General features: G+C 41.7%; 7 protein-coding genes and 1 pseudogene. 3 read left to right on the top strand and 5 right to left on the bottom strand.

Going from position 1 to position 20,586, the window contains the following annotated elements:
- Positions 1 to 94: 94 nt before the first annotated feature.
- Both V7L07_RS29535 and V7L07_RS29530 read left to right on the top strand, forming a co-directional pair.
- Positions 95 to 412 (top strand): annotated as a pseudogene (locus tag V7L07_RS29535) (nitrogenase component 1); the annotation flags it as partial.
- Positions 413 to 815: 403 nt separating this feature from the next.
- The gene (locus V7L07_RS29530) at positions 816 to 6,473 is read left to right on the top strand and encodes a trifunctional serine/threonine-protein kinase/ATP-binding protein/sensor histidine kinase (protein WP_335062788.1); all 5,658 of its coding nucleotides are present in this window, start codon (positions 816 to 818) and stop codon (positions 6,471 to 6,473) included.
- Positions 6,474 to 6,505: 32 nt separating this feature from the next.
- Here V7L07_RS29530 and V7L07_RS29525 read toward each other — a convergent pair whose 3' ends face one another.
- The 4 genes from V7L07_RS29525 to V7L07_RS29510 form a co-directional block, all read right to left on the bottom strand.
- Positions 6,506 to 7,915 carry a family 2B encapsulin nanocompartment shell protein gene (locus tag V7L07_RS29525; RefSeq protein ID WP_335062786.1) on the bottom strand — a complete coding sequence of 470 codons (1,410 nt, stop codon included), beginning with the start codon at positions 7,913 to 7,915 and terminating at the stop codon, positions 6,506 to 6,508.
- Between the two features lie 277 nt (positions 7,916 to 8,192).
- The gene (locus V7L07_RS29520; RefSeq protein ID WP_335062784.1) at positions 8,193 to 9,602 is read right to left on the bottom strand and encodes a family 2B encapsulin nanocompartment shell protein; all 1,410 of its coding nucleotides are present in this window, start codon (positions 9,600 to 9,602) and stop codon (positions 8,193 to 8,195) included.
- Positions 9,603 to 9,670: 68 nt separating this feature from the next.
- The gene (locus V7L07_RS29515) at positions 9,671 to 12,028 is read right to left on the bottom strand and encodes a family 2 encapsulin nanocompartment cargo protein terpene cyclase (protein ID WP_335062782.1); all 2,358 of its coding nucleotides are present in this window, start codon (positions 12,026 to 12,028) and stop codon (positions 9,671 to 9,673) included.
- Between the two features lie 723 nt (positions 12,029 to 12,751).
- Complete coding sequence (locus tag V7L07_RS29510; RefSeq protein WP_335062780.1) at positions 12,752 to 12,895, bottom strand: hypothetical protein; 144 nt, start codon at positions 12,893 to 12,895, stop codon at positions 12,752 to 12,754.
- A gap of 54 nt (positions 12,896 to 12,949) precedes the next feature.
- Here V7L07_RS29510 and V7L07_RS29505 point away from each other — a divergent pair, with 54 nt between their 5' ends.
- A complete protein-coding gene (locus tag V7L07_RS29505; protein WP_335062778.1) occupies positions 12,950 to 18,772 on the top strand; it encodes an AAA family ATPase in 5,823 nt (1,940 codons plus the stop codon).
- 510 nt (positions 18,773 to 19,282) lie between these two features.
- Here the strand turns inward: V7L07_RS29505 and V7L07_RS29500 are convergent.
- On the bottom strand, positions 19,283 to 20,410 hold the full coding sequence (locus tag V7L07_RS29500; protein WP_335062776.1) for an ABC transporter ATP-binding protein: 1,128 nt from the start codon (positions 20,408 to 20,410) through the stop codon (positions 19,283 to 19,285).
- Positions 20,411 to 20,586: the final 176 nt, after the last annotated feature.

Here is a 20,586-nt window from a genome sequence, read left to right as displayed (position 1 = left end):
TCGGGACTATATGCTCCCTCAGTAGCCATCACACTTCGCTTGGCCAAAGCGCTTGGGTGTCAAGTTGAGGATCTATTCTGGTTAGAGCGGGATTTCGCTAGGAGTTGAGATTCACGCAGCAGTGACAACAACACGCTTTCCTCTGTTAGAAAAACTACCGATCAAGAACGTCACTATTGGCGATTTGGAAGACTTTGAGCAATTGGCGGTTGGGTCTGATTTACTAATTACCAACTCTCATGCAGTGGCGATCGCTCAACGCTTAAAAATTCCTCTCTACCGTCAAGGGATTCCCATTTTTGACCGCTTAGATCATGGTCAGTTTACCAAGTTTGGCTATCGAGGTACTATGCAACTTTTATTTGATATTGGCAACCTGTTTTTAGAGCAGGAAATAAAGCTTAAGTATTAAATATAATCAACTCTAACTATTGATGAAAACTTTCTGCCATACTTCACAATTTATTGCTCTGACAATCTGATTGTTGTAGCCAATAATAATGAATTAAATTAGGTGTTCATTAACCAGTTTTCGAGATGCGATAAATCGCCGTCTCTACAAGTGTTTTGGGCTTATGTGAACTATATTCAATACTTGTCGGTTAACGGGAAAACGGGAATGGGAAAGGGGAAAGAAAAAACCTTTAACCTTTACCCTTTAACCTTTTCCCAAAACCAAATTCCAGTTTAAAATCCACGAAGCGAGCAGTATTGGAACTGTATTGCCTTTTAACTTTTGCTTTTTTGGTAAGGAAAGTGAACTGGCGTTGCTGATTTGGGAACACTAAATCTGGAAGTCTTAAGGATTTAGCAGCATGGTTAGCACTTTTGTTAATATTCCCGGATATCGCATCAGTGAAGAACTCTACAATGGTTCCAGAACTCTAGTTTATCGAGGCTATCGAGAAAGTGACTCATTACCTATAGTAATTAAACTGTTAAAAAATCCTTACCCGAGCTTGACCGAACTCTTGTCGTTTCGCAATCAGTACACTATTGCCAAAAATCTTAACTCACCGTTAATCGTCCAAACTTATAGCCTAGAACCATACCAAAATGGCTATGCGTTGGTGATGGAAGACTTTGGGGGGATTTCTCTCAAAAATTATTTTACCTCACTAAAGACCCAATATATCGCGTCTTTAGAAGAATTTTTAGAAATAGCGATCGCACTATGCAATGCCTTAGATATATTGTATCGAGAACGGATTATTCATAAAGATATCAAACCCGCCAATATTTTAATTAATCCCGAAACTAAACAAGTCAAATTAATTGACTTTAGTATTGCATCTTTACTCCCACGGGAAACGCAAACATTCATCAATCCTAATGTATTAGAAGGGACACTAGCTTATATTTCCCCGGAACAAACAGGAAGAATGAATCGGGGGGTTGACTACCGAACTGATTTTTATTCTTTAGGTGTCACTTTTTACGAATTACTTACGGGAGAATTACCATTTCAATCAAATGACCCAATGGAGTTGGTACATTGTCATATCGCTAAAATGCCTATGGCATTAGGTGAGACCAGCCCCCGTCTTCTCCCAAGGGGAGACGCGAAGCGCGATGGCGGTCTCCGTCACGATAGCGCAGCGTTAGCGAGTCTTCTCCCAAGGGGAGGAGCGTCTGGGGGACTGGCGAATCCGAAGGGGAACAGGGAAGAGATTCCCCAGGTGATTTCAGATATTGTGATGAAATTGATGGCGAAAAATGCGGAAGATAGATATCAGAGTGCATTGGGAGTGAGATTTGATTTAGAAAATTGCTTATATCAGCTACAGGTTGATGGTGTAATTACAGGTTTTGAAATTGCACAAAGGAATGTGTGCGATCGCTTCATCATCCCTGACAAACTCTATGGAAGAGAAACCGAAGTAGAAAACCTACTCCAAGCATTTGAAAGAGTCAGTCTTGGTGTAACAGAAATGATGCTGGTAGCAGGGTTTTCAGGAATTGGTAAAACTGCGGTTGTCAACGAAGTTCATAAACCAATTGTGCGCCAACGTGGTTACTTTATCAAAGGCAAATTTGACCAATTTCAACGGAATATTCCTTTCAGTGCATTTGTGCAAGCATTCCGAGATTTAATGGGGCAGTTATTAACTGAAAGTGATGCACAAATCCAGCAATGGAAAAACAAAATATTCTCAGCAGTTGGCGAAAATGGACAGGTAATTATTGAAGTCATCCCGGAATTAGAAATAATTATTGGCCAGCAATCACCTGCCATAGAATTATCAGGAACGGCGGCACAAAATAGATTTAATTTATTATTCCAAAAGTTTACCCAAGTTTTTACTAGTGCTGAACATCCATTAGTAATGTTTTTAGATGATTTGCAATGGGCAGATTCAGCATCACTGAATTTAATGCAGCTGTTAATGGTTGATACAGGTCATCTTTTATTAATTGGTGCCTATCGTGATAACGAAGTTCACCCAGCACATCCATTAATGTTGACTTTGAGTGAAATCAAAAAAAAGCAAGCAACAATTAATACAATCAATCTAGCACCACTGAGTCAAGTTCGGGTAAATCAATTAGTTGCTGACACCCTAAAATGCTCGGAAAGTTTGGCATGGACTCTTTCTCAATTGATCTATCAAAAAACTCAAGGCAATCCGTTTTTTGCAACCCAGTTTCTCAAAGCATTGCATCAAGAGAGACTAATTGAATTTAATTTTGAGTCAGGTTTTTGGCAATGTGATATTGCCAAAGTGATAACTCTTGCAGTTACAGATGATGTTGTGGACTTTATGAGTTTTCAATTACGAAAACTACCGTCATCAACTCAACAGGTGTTGCAGTTAGCTGCTTGTATTGGCAACTATTTTGATTTAGAAACTTTAGCAATTGTTTCCGAACAGTCAAAGGTAGAAACGGCTGCGGATTTATGGAAAGCATTGCAAGAAGGATTGATTTTACCGATTAGTGATATTTATAAGTTTTATCAAGATTCATCATTAGTCATTAGTCATTGGTCATTAGAAAATAGCAAACAAGGGACAAAGGACATAGACGCGCTGGCGGCTACTCTTCTCCTGACGGAGACGCTACGCGAACGAGAACGCCAAGGGCGAACCCACAGGGTAGGACAAAGGACAGCTTCTTATAGATTTTTGCATGACAGAGTACAGCAAGCAGCTTATTCTCTGATTCCCAATGAACAAAAAGCAGTAACTCATCTCAAAATTGGTAGGTTACTTCAACATAAATTAGTCGAATTAGAGATTGAGGAAAAACTATTTGATCTTGTCGGACATTTGAATTTAGGAATTGACTTCATTACTCAATCCAATGAACGAGAAGCATTAATTAAACTTAATTTAAAAGCTGGAATTAAGGCAAGAAATTCTACAGCTTACGCCGCAGCAAGGGTTTATTTGCAAACAGGAATTGAGCTACTAGAGGTCAATTGTTGGCAAAGTCAGTATGAACTGACTCTGAATCTGTATGTGGCAGCAACGGAAGCCAGCTATTTGAATGGTGACTTTGTGGCTATGGAACAGCAAGCCATAGTGGTGTTGTCACAGGCACAGAGCATTTTTGACAAAGTGAAAATCTACGAAATTCAAATCGCGGCACTAACGGCTAGGAGCCAAATTCTAGCAGCGATCGCGGTGGGAAGAGAGGCACTGAGTCAATTAGGAGTGGATTTACCAAGTTCGCCAGATGAAGTGAAAATCGACAAAGTGCTACAAGACCTTGCAAGTCTTCAAAACGGTAGAGAGATTGCCAGGCTGATCGACTTACCTGTAATGAGCGAACCCAGGGCGATCGCTGCGATGCAACTGTTAGGAATGTTGTTTGTACCAGTGTTCGTGGGAATGGCAGGTTTAGTACCCCTGTTGAGCGCGACTATGGTGAGGTTGTCTCTCCAGTTTGGCAATTCCCCTGCCTCGACGGTCGGCTATGTGATTCATGGAGTAGTACTATGTGCCTTTTTGGGCGAAGTCGAAACAGGCTACGGGTTTGGTTGTTTAGCGCTCTCGTTGCTGGAGAGGTTTAATTCTCAGGATTTGAAGTCCAGCACCCTCAGCCGATTTGGAGCTTTTATTCAACATCACCAGGAAGCACTCTTAGCAACGCTACCAACTCAGAAAGAGGGGTATATGACTGGTATGGAAACCGGTGATTTTCTCAACGCTGGCTACAGTATGACAGGTTACGCTTCTACTGCCCTTTTCGCTGGTGTAAACCTGGACACTTTGTCATCCGAATTGGCTACTTATAGTACTGTCCTGGCTCAGGTGAAACAAAATTCGGCGCATATTTATTTGGACATAAAGCGGCAAACAGTGCAGCATTTGAGAGAAACAGTCAGCCAACCCGATCGCTTAATTGGTACTGCCTACGATGAAACGGTGATGCTGCCAAAGCACCAGCAAGATAACGATATCAGCGCCCTTGCATTTGCCTACAGCTATAAACTGCTGCTTGCCTACTCTTATGGAAATTATCAGGCTGCGCTGGACTACATAACCCAACTCAAGTCTTATTTGATGACAGTATCGGGATTGGTTTATATTCCCATTTTCCATTTTTATGCTGCACTCACGTACCTGGCACTCTTCCCCAGCCAGTCAGAAGCAGAGCAAGCAGACACTATTCTTCAGGTGCAAACCCATCAAACTGTTCTGCATCAATGGGCGCAAAATGCCCCAATGAACTACTTACATAAATGGTATCTAGTAGAGGCTGAACGTTATATAGTTTTGGGTCAAAACGTCTTAGCCAGTGAATGTTATGACCAAGCCATAAATCTTGCTCAAGAACATCAGTTCATCAACGAAGAAGCTTTGGCTAATGAACTGGCAGCAAAGTTTTACCTCAACTGGGGCAAAAAGCGCATTGCCCAAGAATACATAATCAACGCCTACTATAGCTATGCTCGCTGGGGAGCTAAAGCCAAGGTTGCCGACCTAGAAAGACGCTATCCGCAACTCCTGGCGACCATATTACAACAAACCCATTCTCCTCTCTCTAAGAGTGAAACTGTGTTTGCGTTGGGGAGTGCCACATGCACCAGTTCCCCCACTTCTAGCAGCAGTGTCTCTGTAGCTTTCGATTTAGCTGCCATTCTTAAAGCTTCCCAAACTCTTTCTGCTGAAATTGAATTAGAAAAACTGCTTTCATCGTTGCTTGAAATCGTCATCAAAAATGCCGGAGCCGATAAATGCGTGTTAATGCTGTTGCGAGACAATAGCCTGTTAATTAAAGGCTTAATTACCGAGGGAGAAAACCCAGTTGTGTTGCAGAAAATTCCCGTTGAAGACAGCCAGGAAATTCCCTTAAAGCTAATTTACAAAGTCAAGCACGACAAACATACTGTTGTTCTGCTGGATGCGACAGTTGATATAACCTTAGCTAACGATCCATACATCATACGTCAGCAGCCAAAGAGTATCTTGTGTAGTCCGATTTTGCATCAAGGTAAATTGATGGGCATTTTGTATTTGGAAAACAGTTTAGTGACGGGGGCGTTCACAAGCAATCGCGTTGAACTCCTGAATTTACTTTGCGCTCAAGCCGCAATATCCTTAGAAAATGCCCGACTTTATGAGCGATCGCTAGAGTATTCCCAACAGCTAGAGCGATCATTTCACGAATTGCAGCAAAAATCAGAAGATTTACAACAAGCTCAATTACAAATCGTCCAAAGTGAAAAAATGTCTGCATTGGGTAACTTAGTTGCTGGTGTTGCTCACGAAATGAATAATCCTTTGGGTTTTATTGCTGCTAGTCTGAAACAAGCCAAACCTAACTTTGCTGAGATTATTGAACATTTGAAACTATATGAACAAAAGTTTCCTACTCCCGGAAATGAAATTCTCGAACACGCTGAATCAATCGACTTGGAATATACCTTAGAAGACTTGCCCAAGATGATTGATTCTATGTCTATGGCATGTGACAGGTTAAAAAATATCAGTACTAGCCTCCGCACTTTCTCTCGTGCCGATAAGGACTACAAAGTACTATTTGATATTCACCAAGGTATCGATAGCACGATTTTAATTTTGAAACATCGTCTCAAGGCCAATGAACAACGTCCAGCCATTGAAGTTGTCACAAATTACAGAAATTTACCTCAAATAGAATGCTTCCCCGGTCAATTAAATCAGGTATTTATGAATATCCTGGCAAACGCTATTGATGCCTTAGAGGAGTCAAATCATGGACGCAACTTTGAAGAAATTAAAGCCAATCCCAATCTAATTACAATTACAACCTCAGTCGAAAATCATCTAGTTAAAATTGCCATTCTGGATAATGGAAAGGGTATGAATGAAGAGGTCAAATCAAAAATATTTGGCTATTTATTTACGACGAAAGCTGTCGGTAAAGGGACGGGGTTGGGGTTAGCGATCGCTCGTCAAATTGTTGAAGAAACCCACGGCGGTAAATTAAGTTTTAATTCTGTTTTCGGTGAAGGTACAGAATTTATCATTGGAATTCCGGTATAAAAGGGAGTCGGGAGTCGGGAAACACCCTTCCCTCAGCGTCCAATTTCCACATCTTCCAAGATGCCAAGTGCATCGGGGATGAGAATGGCTGCGGAGTAGTAGGCGCTGACAAGGTAAGAAACGATCGCTTTTTCGCTGATGCCCAAAAACCGCACAGACAAACTGGGTTGGTATTCATCAGGGATACCCGTTTTGTGTAGACCTACCACCCCTTGGTTTTCTTCTCCAACACGGAGTACTAAAATAGAGCTAGTACCTTCCCTGGTGATCGGAATTTTGTTACAAGGAAAAATCGGATAGTTGCGCCATGCAGGTACAATCTTTCCGTTCACTTGCGTGCTTGGGGAATAGATTCCACGACGGTTACACTCCCGGTTAAAAGCAGCGATCGTGCGAGGGTGAGCCAGGAAAAAATGGGATTTGCGCCGCCGAGAGAGCAATTCATCAAAATCATCTGGAGTCGGTGGGCCGGTGCGGGTAAAGATGCGTTGCTTAAGATCGGCATTGTGCAACAACCCAAAATTAGGGTTATTAAGTATTTCGTATTCTTGCCGTTCCCGCAACGCTTCGATAGTCAGCCGTAATTGTTGCTCCGTCTGGTTCATCGGTTCGTTGTAGAGGTCAGCAACTCGCGTATTCACCTGTAAAATTGTTTGAGCGACGCTTAACTCATACTCCCGTGGACTCAAGTCGTAATCAACAAATGTCCTGGGTAACTCAGTTTCCTGACTATGACCGGCAGACATGACGATCTCGGCTTGATTGTACCTATCCTGAGGTTTGCTCAATATAGCTCTCAAGCGATCGACCTGAGTTTGCAACGCTTCAGACTGGTTTAGCAACTCCCGAAACGCCTGTACTGGCAAAGACAAAACTATACAACGAGTAATAGCTCTCAGGCTAACCTCCCAAGTTTCCTGAGACAGAACTATAGCTTCGCCACCAAAACAATCGCCATCAGCTAGAATATCCCGTAAAGCTTCCGTTTCATACTTTCCGGCCTTCAGCTGATTAACTTTACCATGAGCAATTAATAACACCTGGTCGGCTGGTTGACCTTCCTGGACAATTACCTCACCAGGGGCAAATTCTTGTTGCACAAAGCGGGCTGCCAAGGCGTTGAGTACCTCAATATCCTCAAACCCACGCAGTAAAGATAGTTCATGAAGTGCTTGGGGAATGACCTGTACTTCGTCCCCTACATTGGTAAAGCTAACCCGTCCATTGCCAACATCATAAGTCAAGCGACGGTTAACCCGATAAGCTCCACCTGTGACTTGCACCCAAGGCAACATCTGTAACAACCACCTGGGGGTAATGCCCTGCATCTGGGGCGGAGTTTTCGTGGTTTTGGCTAAATTCCGTGCCCCTTTAGTGCTTAAACTTATCTGGGGTTGCCCGTTTTCTTGGTCTAAATTTGGCCCAATCGAAGCATCTGTCATAAAGTTAACGTTTCATGCGACTAAATTTACTTTCCTAAGAGAACGTGAGTTCGACGAACCTCTCCCTACCTTGAACTTTAGTTCAAGTCTGTTCCTCTCCGACTCGGAGAGGGACGGTTTTGCGTAGTCAAACCTTCTTAGAGGTTTTTTGATTGAGCAAATTGGGTAGATATTATATGAGCAATCGAATTCACGTTAAGAGAGAGCAGGGGGGTAGAGGCGAACGGTCGGAACACTAAGAGCGATCGCCCCTACTTTCAAGAGGATGTCCGACTACTTAAAGACCAATTTCTACATCTTCAAGAATACCTAATGCGTCAGGAACAAGAACGGCTGTAGAGTAGTAAGCGCTGACTAGGTAGGAAATAACAGCTTTTTCGTTAATGCCCATGAAGCGCACAGATAAACTAGGCTGATATTCATCAGGAATGCCAGTTTTATGAAGACCAATCACACCCTGGTTGGTTGCTCCCGCACGGATTAAGAGAATCGAGCTAGTACGCTCTTTCGTAACTGGAATCTTATTGCAAGGATAGATGGGAATACCACGCCAAGACGGAATTGCACTGTTACCCGTGGGGATAGGATCGGGATAGAGTCCTAGACGGTTGCATTCTCGACCAAAAGCAGCAATAGCGCGGGGATGAGCTAAGAAAAAGCTCGGTTCTTTCCAAACAAGAGAGATCAACTCATCAAGATCGTCAGGAGTTGGGGGGCCACTGCGGGTAAAGATGCGTTGTTTGAGATCGGCATTGTGTAACAGTCCGAAGTTACGATTGTTAATTATTTCGTGTTCTTGGCGTTCCCGTAATGCTTCGATGGTGAGCCGCAATTGTTCTTCAGTCTGGTTCAGGGGTTCGTTGTAGAGGTCAGCAACCCGCGTATTGATTTGCAAAATAGTTTGAGCGACGCTTAACTCATATTCTCGTGGATTGAGTTCATAGTCTGCAAAAGTCCCTGGTAATACTTCCTCTGCAAGGTGGCCGGAGGTAATATCAATCGAGGCTTCCCCTTCTTGGTTTTTGGGCTGGCGCAATTTTTCTCTGAATTGATCTACTTGCGCTTGCAAAGCCTCAGACTGGTTAACCAGGTTTTGAAAGGCTGTTTGAGGCAGAGATAAGATTGTAGAACGAGTCAGGGCGGTGAGAGTGACATCCCAAGTATCCTGGGATTCCACTAAAGCGTAGTCACCAAAATGATCGCCATCGGCTAATACATCCAAAACAACTTGCTCATCATACTTGCCAGGTCCAATTTTATTGACTTTACCATGAGCAATCAACAATACTTGATCGGCCGATTGACCTGCTTGGATGATCACATCTCCAGCAGCAAATTCTTGTTGCACAAATTGACTAGCCAAGGCGTTTAACACACCGACATCTTCAAATCCCCGCAATAAAGGTAACTCAGTGAGTTCTTGAGGAATAACCTGTATCTGAGCGCCTGTATTGCTAAAGCTAACCCGTCCATCCCCAACTGTATAGGTTAAGCGGCGGTTGACCCGATAGGTTCCACCCACTGTTTCTACCCAAGGCAGCAGTTTTAAGAGCCACCGTGAGGTAATACCCTGCATCTGGGGTTGGGTTTTGGTGGTTGTTGCCAAATTACGCGCCGCTTCTGTCCCCAAACTTATTGGCTGTTGCTCAATTTGATTTTCTAGGGGAGTATTTGCTGCATTAGTCATGATAAATCTCCATTGGTAGTGTTTGTTGACAAATTATTTAATTGACCGGAATAGGGACTCAGATTGAGCTAACCTTTAGTTCTTAACAGCGATCCGATTTTGGTAGCTGAAGTCCCTAACCCTGTTGGGCCACTCAGTAAGTTCTGCACCACTGGCTGAACATTGGTTTGAGTTGTTTCCTGACCGACACTTGGTCTAATTTGAGTTGCAGCAGTCCCTAAGCCTGTAGGGCCTTGGAGTAAGCGCTTTTCTGTCGAGTTATTCCGCAATTCAAATTCCTTATAGCGGTCTACTGCTCTATGCCATTTGAGTACCCCACACATCCACTGCTCTAGTTTCTTGATATATCCGTATAGTTTCTTGCGGGTACTTGTATCTAGTCCGAAATCATCACACAAGGCAGGGAGTTCAGTCGCAACAATATGTTCAAACTGAAGGGCACGAGAGGTCATGAGGTCGTTAACAATTGCCACAGCGTGGGGAATATCGCAGTTCAGGAAATTCTGAACCGCCAGCACACCGTTATTAATCTCGCCCTCGAATTCGATTTCTTTCTGATAAGAGAAAATATCGTTTGTCAAACAGGCGAAATCAGCAGCCGAATTATCGATATTCTGCATGGTTCGGGTGCGGAATATCTCTGGTGGGATCTCGTCTCCTTGGGAAAGTCGAGACAGGCTCATGGTTAGATCGGAGCCAAAGGTCTTACGACGCATTTCCACATAGTCTATCGGGTCGGGAATGCGATTCTGGATCTGGTTAGCCAGTTCCCATAACCAACTTTCCGTCATATCTTCAATCGCCTGACGAAACTGACGACGAGCATTAGGGTTCATGGGGCCAGCCGTCCGCGCCCAAATATCCGCCAAACCCCGTTCGACTGGGTTAGTGGCTTCGGGAACAGGACTCCCATCAAGGGGCATAAAGGCCGACAACCTCGCGTTGAAGATTTTTGCCCCAGCCATGTTGCGGCTATAACCATACAGTGCAGGGAAGTAGTCATCAGCATAGGTTCCCCAAACCAGCCAGCAGGCTGTGATATTCAACTCAGCACTAGACCCATTGGGATGAATATAAGCACCGCATAAAGCTACGTCAGCCACATCGAATTTATGGTCATCCCAGATGTAAATGCTGGGCATCCCTGGTAGTCTGTCCAGCATCCCCATTTGACGCGCCCATTCCTTAGAATGCCGCCGAGCCTCGTCTAGATGGGGATTCAAACTGGTGGAAAAGGGCATATAAAACTGTGGTAAGCTTACTGGCCCTACAGGCTGGTAGGGAACATGGGTAAAGCTTTTGAATCGTTTTAGTCCCAAACTATCGTATAAGGCTCCTAGACGAGCGGCCGATGTGCCTAGTCCAGTGGGGCCACCTAAAAACCAACTTGCTGGCGAAGATTTGTCTGATGTCTGGTTCATGTAGCGGCTCGATCGCGTATGCCACTCATGACCCCCCGACTGCCAGTCCTGAAGTCCTTTGGCATATAGGACGACTTTCACACGCTCATCAGGAGTCAGACTATATTCCTCGAACAAGGAAGGAAGCTCAGTGACAAAGGTATTCTCGAACTGTTGCACGCGAGATGTGAGTAAGTCGTTAGTGAGGTTGGCCGCTTCTTGGGTACTCACATCGAGGAATCGTTCCAAGACTAAGATACAGTTCGCATTTTCCCCTTCTTCTTCTACTTCTCTTTGGTAGGAGAAGATGTCATTTCGCAGATGTACCCCATCAGAAAAGGTATCTTTGAGGACACGCATTGGTCGAGTAGGCGCGATCGCTGCCGGAATTTCTGCCCCAACCGCGTGTTCCACTAGGTTAGCTGACCAGGGCGCTCCCCCTACCTTACGGCGCATCTCAATGTACTCAATGGGGTTAGCGACTCGATCCTGGCTGATATTGGCGAGTTCCCACTGAGATTCTTTGAGAAGATTGATGGTACTTTCAAAAAATCGGATTACCCAGTCTTGGGAGGCATTGGGGATGGTGCGGTTCCAGAGGTCTACTAAACCCAGTTCTACGGCATTAGTGGGTTCTGGCGGCGTTTCTTGGGGCTGGACAGGCATAAACGCTGGTAGTCCATTGAGGTACTTCTTAGCCCCCGCCATATCTTGGGTACGCTTGTAAAGCTCAAGGAAGTGATCGTCGAAGAAAAATACCCAAACATACCAGTCAGTTACCAGATTGAGCATCTGTTCATCGGCATCTGGATGGGTATAGGAACACAATAGTGCATAGTCATGGGCATCAAACTTGCGCTCATCCCAAATCCCATAATCTTCTGATCCCTCTGCCCCACCCAAAATTCCCATTTCATAAGCCCAAGCTTTAGAATGTACCCGTGCTGCTTCCAGGTTTGGGTTTAGCCGTGCCGGCCAAGGTACATAAAAACTCGGCAACTCAAAAGGTTGCTTACTTGAAGTCATTGTCCATTTAAACCTATCAGTTTAAGCTCATTGTATTGATTTAAGTCTTGTTATTTTTTTGATATTTTTGGTTAATCTTTGGTACCATAAAGTTGCTCCTTTTAATCGAAAAATTCACAAATTATTCTTACCAGAATTTCGTGAAATTGTTTAAGATAATCCCCTTTTTGCTAGTGAAATCTCACTATGCAGGAGTCTGAATGAATATATACTGATTGACTATCAATTGCTGCTTCTGAACGACTAGGTTCACGCCCCCAGCAACTCGAACCCACTAAGAAAGTTTGTCATACATCTTCAGCGAAGTATTATCTTTGCTTGATCTCCAAAAATAGCTATAAACATCTGTCTTTAAGATAATCTCAGCTTTATCAATAAAATGCAATAACAGTTAAGAAGTTTAGTTATCATTAAGTAGATAGTTAAGAAAATAATTAAGTAGACAGTTAAGACAATTAAGACAGTTAAGACAATAATTAAGTAGACAATTAAGACAGTTAAGACAGTTAAGAAAATAATTAAGTAGACAATGAAGTGAATAATTAAAATATAAAAAAAAATAATAAGTAATATATCAGTTCCCAACGAGAGTAATGCATGGTAGTCCCTACAGAACAGTGCAGGTAATCAGAAATAGAGCCAATCCTCCAGCAAACCGAGCCTACAAGCAAGGAAAATCGTTACTGAAACGATCGCTTGTTTCTTGTTCTGAACCTCGAAACCCTATATATTTCGTACCTGCACCTGTTTATAAGGACTAGCGAAGAAATATCCAGAGGCGATCGCTGGATAATTGAGGCATTGTCTCAACTGGAATAACCTGCTATGTTGCGATCGCGTAGCGTCTCGCTGTCCCTTGTTGATCAATAATCTTATATATTCTGGGAACACTAAATCTGGAAGTCTTAAAGATTTAGCAGTATGGTTAGTAATCTTGTGAATGTTCCTGGATACAAGGTAAATGAAGAACTCTACAATGGTTCCAGAACTCTAGTTTATCGAGGGTATCGAGAAACCGACTCATTACCTGTAGTCATTAAACTACTGAAAAATCCTTATCCGAGTTTCAGTGAACTCTTGTCGTTTCGCAATCAGTACACCATTGCTAAAAATCTCAACTCACCGCTAATCGTCCAAACCTATAGCCTCCAAGCTTATCAAAATGGCTATGCGCTGGTGATGGAAGACTTTGGGGGGATTTCTCTCAAGGAGTGGGGAGTGGGGGGAAGCGTAAAATCTCTGATGGAGTTTTTAGAGATAGCGATCGCACTATGCAATACCTTAGATATATTATATCGAGAGCGGATTATTCATAAAGATATCAAACCCGCCAATATTTTAATTAATCCCGAAACCAAACAAGTTAAATTAATTGACTTTAGTATTGCATCCCTACTACCACGGGAAACTCAAACACTGATGAATCCCAATGTGTTAGAAGGGACACTTAGTTATATTTCTCCTGAACAAACAGGCAGAATGAATCGCGGGATTGATTACCGGACTGACTTCTATTCTTTGGGTGTGACTTTTTACGAATTACTGACTGGTGAATTACCGTTTCAATCAAATGACCCGATGGAATTGGTACATTGTCATTTAGCAAAGCTGCCACCATCCCTTCGGAAAGTCAAAGGTGAAGAGATTCCGCAAATCTTGTCAGATATCGTGATGAAATTGATGGCAAAAAATGCCGAAGATAGATATCAAAGTGCATTGGGACTGAAGTTTGATTTAGAAAATTGTTTAACTAAACTCCAACAAAATGGTAAGGTTGAATATTTTAAAATTGGACAACGTGATGTGTGCGATCGCTTTATCATCCCTGATAAACTTTATGGACGAGAAACCGAAGTATCAACCCTACTGCAAGCATTTGATAGAGTTAGCCTTGGTGCAACAGAAATGATGCTGGTAGCTGGTTTTTCAGGTATTGGTAAAACCGTTGTCGTTAACGAAATTCATAAACCAATTGTCAAACAACGCGGTTATTTTATTAAAGGTAAATATGATCAATATCAACGGAATATTCCCTTTAGTGCATTTGTGCAAGCATTCCGAGATTTAATGGGGCAATTATTAACAGAAAGTAATGTTAAAATTCAACAATTTAAAAATAAGATTTTAGCGACTCTAGGTGATAATGGACAGGTAATTATTGAATTCATTCCAGAATTAGAAAAAATTATTGGTCAACAACCACCCGCTACAAAATTATCAGGAAGTGCAGCCCAAAATCGATTTAATTTATTATTCCAGAAATTTACTCAAGTTTTTACTAGTGACAAACATCCATTAGTAATATTTTTAGATGATTTGCAATGGGCTGATTCGGCATCGTTAATGCTAATGCAGTTATTAATGGCTGATACCAAGTATCTGTTCTTAATTGGTGCTTATCGAGATAATGAAGTTAATCCAGCACATCCATTAATGTTGACTTTAAATGATATCCAAAAAACAGCAGCTACGATTAATACGATTACTTTAGCACCACTTAGTCAAGAGCAATTGAATCAATTAGTTGCTGAGACACTTAAGTGTACAGAAAACTTGGCATTACCTCTTTCTCAATTGGTATTGCAGAAAACTCAAGGTAATCCATTTTTTGCTATCCAGTTTCTCAAGGCATTGCATCACGAGAATCTCATTCAATTTAACTTTGAGTCTGGATGTTGGCAGTGTGATATTACCCAAATTAATGAACAATCGATTACAGATGATATTGTTGCATTTATGGGTTTGCAATTACGAAAATTATCGTTATCCACTCAAAATATCTTGCAGTTAGCAGCTTGTATTGGTAATCAGTTTGATTTGGTAACTTTAGCTATTGTTGCAGAACAATTTGAAACTGAGACATCTGCTGATTTATGGCAAGCTTTACAAGAAGGGTTGGTTGTACCAATTAGCGAGCTTTATAAACTTTATCAAGGGGAAAGTAATGAGAAATTAGCGCGTCAAAATAAAAGTAACAATAAACATTTAGCTAAATATAGATTTTCGCACGATCGAGTACAACAAGCTGCCTATTCTCTTATTTCCGAAAACCAAAAACAACTTACGCACCTCAAAATTGGGCAAAGGTTACTTAATGCTACACCCGAACACGAGCGAGACGAGAAACTGTTTGAAATTGTTAATCAGTTGAATCAGGGAGTCGCATTAATTACTACTCAAACTGAGCGTTACGAACTAGCAATGCTCAATTTTGCGGCTGGACAAAAGGCAAAATCTTCAACTGCTTATGTAGCCGCAATGCAGTATTTAAATCAAGGCATTAAACTACTAACTATAGAAAGCTGGCAGCATTGTTATGAAATAACTTTAGCTTTACATGAGTTAGCTGCCGAAGTTGCTTGTCTGAGCGGTGATTTTGAGTTAATGGAGCAACTTGTGGATGATGTATTGCACAATGCTCAGAACTTACTAAACACTATTAAAGTCTATGAAGTAAAAATTCTGGCCTATGTGGCGCAGAGCAAACAACCAGAAGCTATTAAAATCGCCCTCACAGTTCTAGAATTATTTGGAATTGTGTTTCCAACCCAGCCTAGCCCAGCAGAGATTAATCAAAGTTTACAAGAAACTCAGTTACTCTTGAACGAAAAGCAGTTAGAAGAATTGCTGAAATTGCCTGAAATGACCGATCCTGAAGCCCTAGCAGTCATCCGAATTCTGGCAGCAGTGACAGCAGCAGTCTATCAAGCGGTTCCGCCTCTGTTGCCAATGATAGTGTGTAAACAGGTTTGCTTATCGATTCAACAAGGCAATGCGACTGTATCGACACTGGCTTACGCTTGGTATGGCGTGATTCTTTGTATCACAGGGGAAATTGATTTAGGAAATCAGGCAGGTCAATTGGCGTTGGATCTCCTCGCAAAATCTCGGAGTCAGGAATTTAAAGCCAGCACGATTAACATGGTGTATCCGTTTGTGAAGCCGTGGAAATATCCCCTTCAAACATCTCTTGTTCCTCTCCTGGAAGGATATCAGAGTGGTTTGGAAATGGGTGCTTTAGAATATGCCGCTTACTGTGCTTATAATTACTGTTCTATATCCTTTTTCTTAGGCAAAGAATTAACTGTTTTAGAAAAAGAAATGGCCGCTTATAGTCAAGCATTGGCTCAACTTAATCAGGAAGTTTCTTACAACTATCTGAAGATTTTTTATCAATCTACTTTGAATTTAGGGTCAACTTTAGTTAGTCAAAGTCATCTACCTTGGCAATTTCAAGGCGTAGTTTATAATGAAGCCAAAATGCTACCCTTGCACCAAAATGCTAATGATCTTTACGCCATTGGTACGCTGTACGTCAATAAATTGATCCTTTGCTATCTGTTCCAACAATGGGATGAAGCTATTGTAGTGGCAGACTATGCTCAACAATATTTAGATGGGGTAGCTGGCTGTATCATGGTAGCAATTTTTCATTTTTATGATTCATTAACCCAGCTAGCTATCTTACCTGATACTTGTGAAGAGGAACAAGAAAGATTGCAGCAGCGAGTCCTGGTCAATCAGCAAAAACTGAAGCAATGGACATCTCATGCTCCCATGAACTTCCAGCATAAATATTCTTTAGTCGAAGCCGAAAAATATCGCGTTTACGGACAGAAGAAAGATGCAATGGAACTTTACGATCTTGCTATTCAACTGGCTCAAAAAAATCAATATCTCCAAGAAGAAGCCCTCGCTAACGAACTCGCCGCTAAGTTCTATCTCGATTGGGGTAGAGAAAAAGTCGCCCAAACATATATGCAGGAAGCATACTATTGCTATGCTCGTTGGGGTGCAAAAGCCAAAATAGAAGATTTAGAAAAACGCTATCCTCAACTACTGCAAACAATTCTGCAACAGCGACAAATTAATTTCAATCCTCTAGAAACTATCGCTTTCTCTTCTGGCACTTCCTCATCTCATCGCGCTTCTACTACTACCAACACCAGTATTTCTAATGCCCTAGATTTTACCTCGATCCTCAAAGCTGCTCAAACTATCTCCAGTTCCCTAGAATTAGATCAACTCATTACCACCTTGACTAGCATTATCCTAGAAAACTCCGGTGCGAAAAAAGCTGTGTTAATTCTTCCCCAAGATAATATTTGGCAAATTAGGGCAATTACCTTTATCAATCATGAGAAAATACAAACTATTCTGGAATCTCAATTACTCGATGATTGTCAAGATATTCCCGTAAAAGTGATCAATTACGTCAAAAATACTCAACAAACAGTAGTTATAGACAATTGCAAAACAGATATTATCGGTTTGATTGGGGAATATATGTATCGAATACAACCCCAGAGTGTATTATGTACTCCGATTATGAATCAAGGGCGTTTGGTAGGGATTATTTATCTAGAAAATCAAGTGACTCAAGGAGTATTTACTAGCGATCGCCTTTCTGTGATCAATTTCCTTTGCACTCAAGCTGCGATCGCTTTGGAAAATGCCCAGTTATATAATCATCTCCAAGAGCGAGACAAGTTCCTCAGTAGTATTTACGAAGGTGTTGGCTGTCTCATCTTTGTGACTGACATCCGAGATAATGGTAAGTTTGAGTACACCGGATGGAGTAAATCGTGCGAACTAACGGTTGGTATACCTGCTTCGGAAGTGCTGGGTAAAAGTCCGCAAGAAGTAATGGCTCCTGATGAAAGTGCAGCAATCGAGCAAAAATATCTGCATTGTTTCCAAACTGGAATACCCATCACTTATGAAGAATGTCTAACATTTAATAACGGGAAAATTTGGTTCTTAACCACACTCAGTCCTTTAAAAGATGAGACGGGAAAAGTTTATCGCGTAGTCGGGACAACTATTAATATTACGGATCGCAAACAAGCTGAAGAAACAGTAACCGAAAAATCTCAAGCACTCGAAATAGTCTTAGAAGATTTACAAAAAGCGCAATTACAAATTGTTCAAAGTGAGAAAATGTCTGCACTAGGTAATTTAGTTGCTGGCGTCGCCCATGAAATGAACAATCCTTTGGGTTTTATTGCTGCGAGTCTCAAACAAGCTAAACCAACTATTGCTGATGTTGTTCAACACTTGAAACTTTATCAACAAAGTCTACCTAATCCGAGTACTGAAATTATTGATCATGCAGAAGAAATTGACTTAACTTATAGTTTAGAAGATTTACCCAAGTCAATTGATTCAATGGTGATGGCGTGCGATCGCCTCAAAAATATCAGCACTAGTTTAAGAACTTTCTCCCGTGCAGACAAAGATTACAAAGTGCCATTCAACATTCATGAAGGTATTGATAGTACGATTTTAATTCTCAAGCATCGCCTCAAACCAAATGAGCAACGTCCAGCAATTGAAGTGATAACTGAATATGGAAGCTTACCCAAAGTTGAATGTTTTCCTGGGCAACTAAATCAAGTATTTATGAACATTCTCGCCAATGCTATTGATGCTTTAGATGAGTCGAACACTGGGCGGAGTTTTGCAGAAATTAAAGAAAATCCTCACAAGATTACAATCAAAACTTCCTTGAAAGATCATTATGTTGAAATAAAAATTGCTGATAACGCCAATGGCATGAATGAAGCAGTCAAAGAAAAGATATTTGACCATTTATTTACTACGAAATCTGTAGGCAAAGGTACGGGGTTAGGGTTGGCGATCGCTCGTCAAATTATCGTAGAAAAACACAGCGGTTCGATACAATGCAATTCATTCCCAGAGCAAGGTACAGAGTTTGTAATTGCTATTCCAGTGCGGCAATGAAGATTGGTGAGTGGAGAAGTAAGCTGTTGTGATTATATGCACATTGAGGCGGCAGGGGAGCAGGGTGCAGGGAGCAAGGGAGAGGATTTACAGGTTTCGCCTAATCATGCTTGTGATGCAATTTGCAGGCGCAACAGTTTACACCCAATAACGGTTCGGATAAGCAGGGGAGGCAAGAGGATTTATTGTTCAGTAATTCTCGTAGAGAAGTACGGTTTTAAACCAACGTAAGTTCGACTGGTTATATCATGTCCACCCAAAAGACCTCTAAGAAGGTTTTACTACGCAAAACCTGTCCCTCTCCGACTCGGAGAGGGACAGACTTGAACTTTAGTTCAAGGCAGGGAGAGGTCTATCGAACTCACGTTAAACCAATATTCATTACCCAGTCATACAGAATTCATACTGAATTCTGACCGGAGCTTCGGAGTCTCCGGCTCTGCTCCTGAGTTCTGAATTCTTCTTATAAATCTCCGGTCAATCTAAAATCTAAAATCCAAAATTGTTTGACTATTGACTAATTGCTAAACAATCGGTTTCTGCCCACCAGGTATAAATAGGTGTATCACGGTCTGGTAAAACGCCAAAAGTATTTGGTTGTAACACATGAATCCTAATGCTATTTGTTAATTCCACAACATAATTAACGTGTGTACCCAAATACATAACGTTGATCAGCCGTCCTTCAAAGCAGTTAGCTGGCAAGTTTGGTGGATAAAGCGAAAGCTGTATTTTTTCTGGACGCACACTTACAACTACAGCTTGTGATAATTCAGTTGGTGTATCTTCAGTGCGGCTAATGACAATTGAGAGTCCTGTTTTTGTCGAAATTTGCACATTGGTGGAGTCTACCGCGACAATTTCACCACTGAATAAATTAGTATCGCCAATAAAATCAGCAACAAAAGACGTGCAGGGACGTTCGTAAATTTGGCTGGGAGTACCAACTTGTTCAATTTTGCCCTGATTCATCACAGCAATGCGATCGCTCAAAGATAATGCTTCTTCTTGGTCGTGTGTCACCATCACAAAGGTCAATCCCAAGTCTTTGTGTAAATTTGATAACTCAACCTGCATTTCCTTACGTAGCTTTAAATCTAACGCCCCTAAAGGTTCATCTAACAATACAACGGTAGGACGGTTGACTAAAGCCCTGGCTAAAGCAACTCGTTGCTGTTGACCACCAGAAAGTTGATTGGGAAAGCGCGATCGCAAACTTTCCATTTTTACGAGTTTTAAAGCTTCTTGGACTCTAGATTCAATTTTCGATTTGGGTATTTTTTTTAACCGCAGTCCAAAGGCGATGTTATTCCAGACATTCAGGTGGTTAAATAAAGCGTAACTTTGAAATACAGTATTGACGGGTCGGCGGTAAGGCGGCACATTAGTCATAGACTGACCCTGAATCAGCACCTTACCAGCGTCAGCGATTTCAAACCCAGCAATTAAGCGCAGTGTTGTTGTTTTGCCACAACCGGAGGGGCCTAAAATACTAAAAAATTCTCCTTGTCTAACATCCAAGTCGATTCCATTTACTGCTGGTTCTTGGTTAAAAAACTTGAAGACGTTACGCAGTTCAACATCAAGTGGCTGAAAACTTGTTATCCCCCTCTGATTCTGCATGACAATTTGAGCCATAATCTTCAGTAGAATGCCTTGATTTACCTTATTTTGTCACTTTATGTAGTCTATTGGGCAGACTAGATTTGACACCTTGGTTCATTGTATCCGCCAAAAACAATTGTTTAAGAATATACTCGCCGGATTATTTCATCCTCAGTATCATAGTATCAGCTTAATTGTATATACTCGTG

Source organism: Nostoc sp., from assembly GCF_036916985.1.
Classification (GTDB): domain Bacteria; phylum Cyanobacteriota; class Cyanobacteriia; order Cyanobacteriales; family Nostocaceae; genus Nostoc.
The sequence above is the reverse complement of the archived record's forward strand: the minus strand, read 5'-3'. Positions and strand labels throughout refer to the sequence as shown.

Excerpts from the sequence above, each read along its gene's own strand:
- V7L07_RS29525 (WP_335062786.1), bottom strand. The coding sequence starts at position 7,915 with ATGACAGATGCTTCGATTGGGCCAAATTTAGACCAAGAAAACGGGCAA.
- V7L07_RS29520 (WP_335062784.1), bottom strand. The coding sequence starts at position 9,602 with ATGACTAATGCAGCAAATACTCCCCTAGAAAATCAAATTGAGCAACAG.
- V7L07_RS29515 (WP_335062782.1), bottom strand. The coding sequence starts at position 12,028 with ATGACTTCAAGTAAGCAACCTTTTGAGTTGCCGAGTTTTTATGTACCT.
- V7L07_RS29505 (WP_335062778.1), top strand. The coding sequence starts at position 12,950 with ATGGTTAGTAATCTTGTGAATGTTCCTGGATACAAGGTAAATGAAGAA.
- V7L07_RS29500 (WP_335062776.1), bottom strand. The coding sequence starts at position 20,410 with ATGGCTCAAATTGTCATGCAGAATCAGAGGGGGATAACAAGTTTTCAG.
- V7L07_RS29530 (WP_335062788.1), top strand. The coding sequence starts at position 816 with ATGGTTAGCACTTTTGTTAATATTCCCGGATATCGCATCAGTGAAGAA.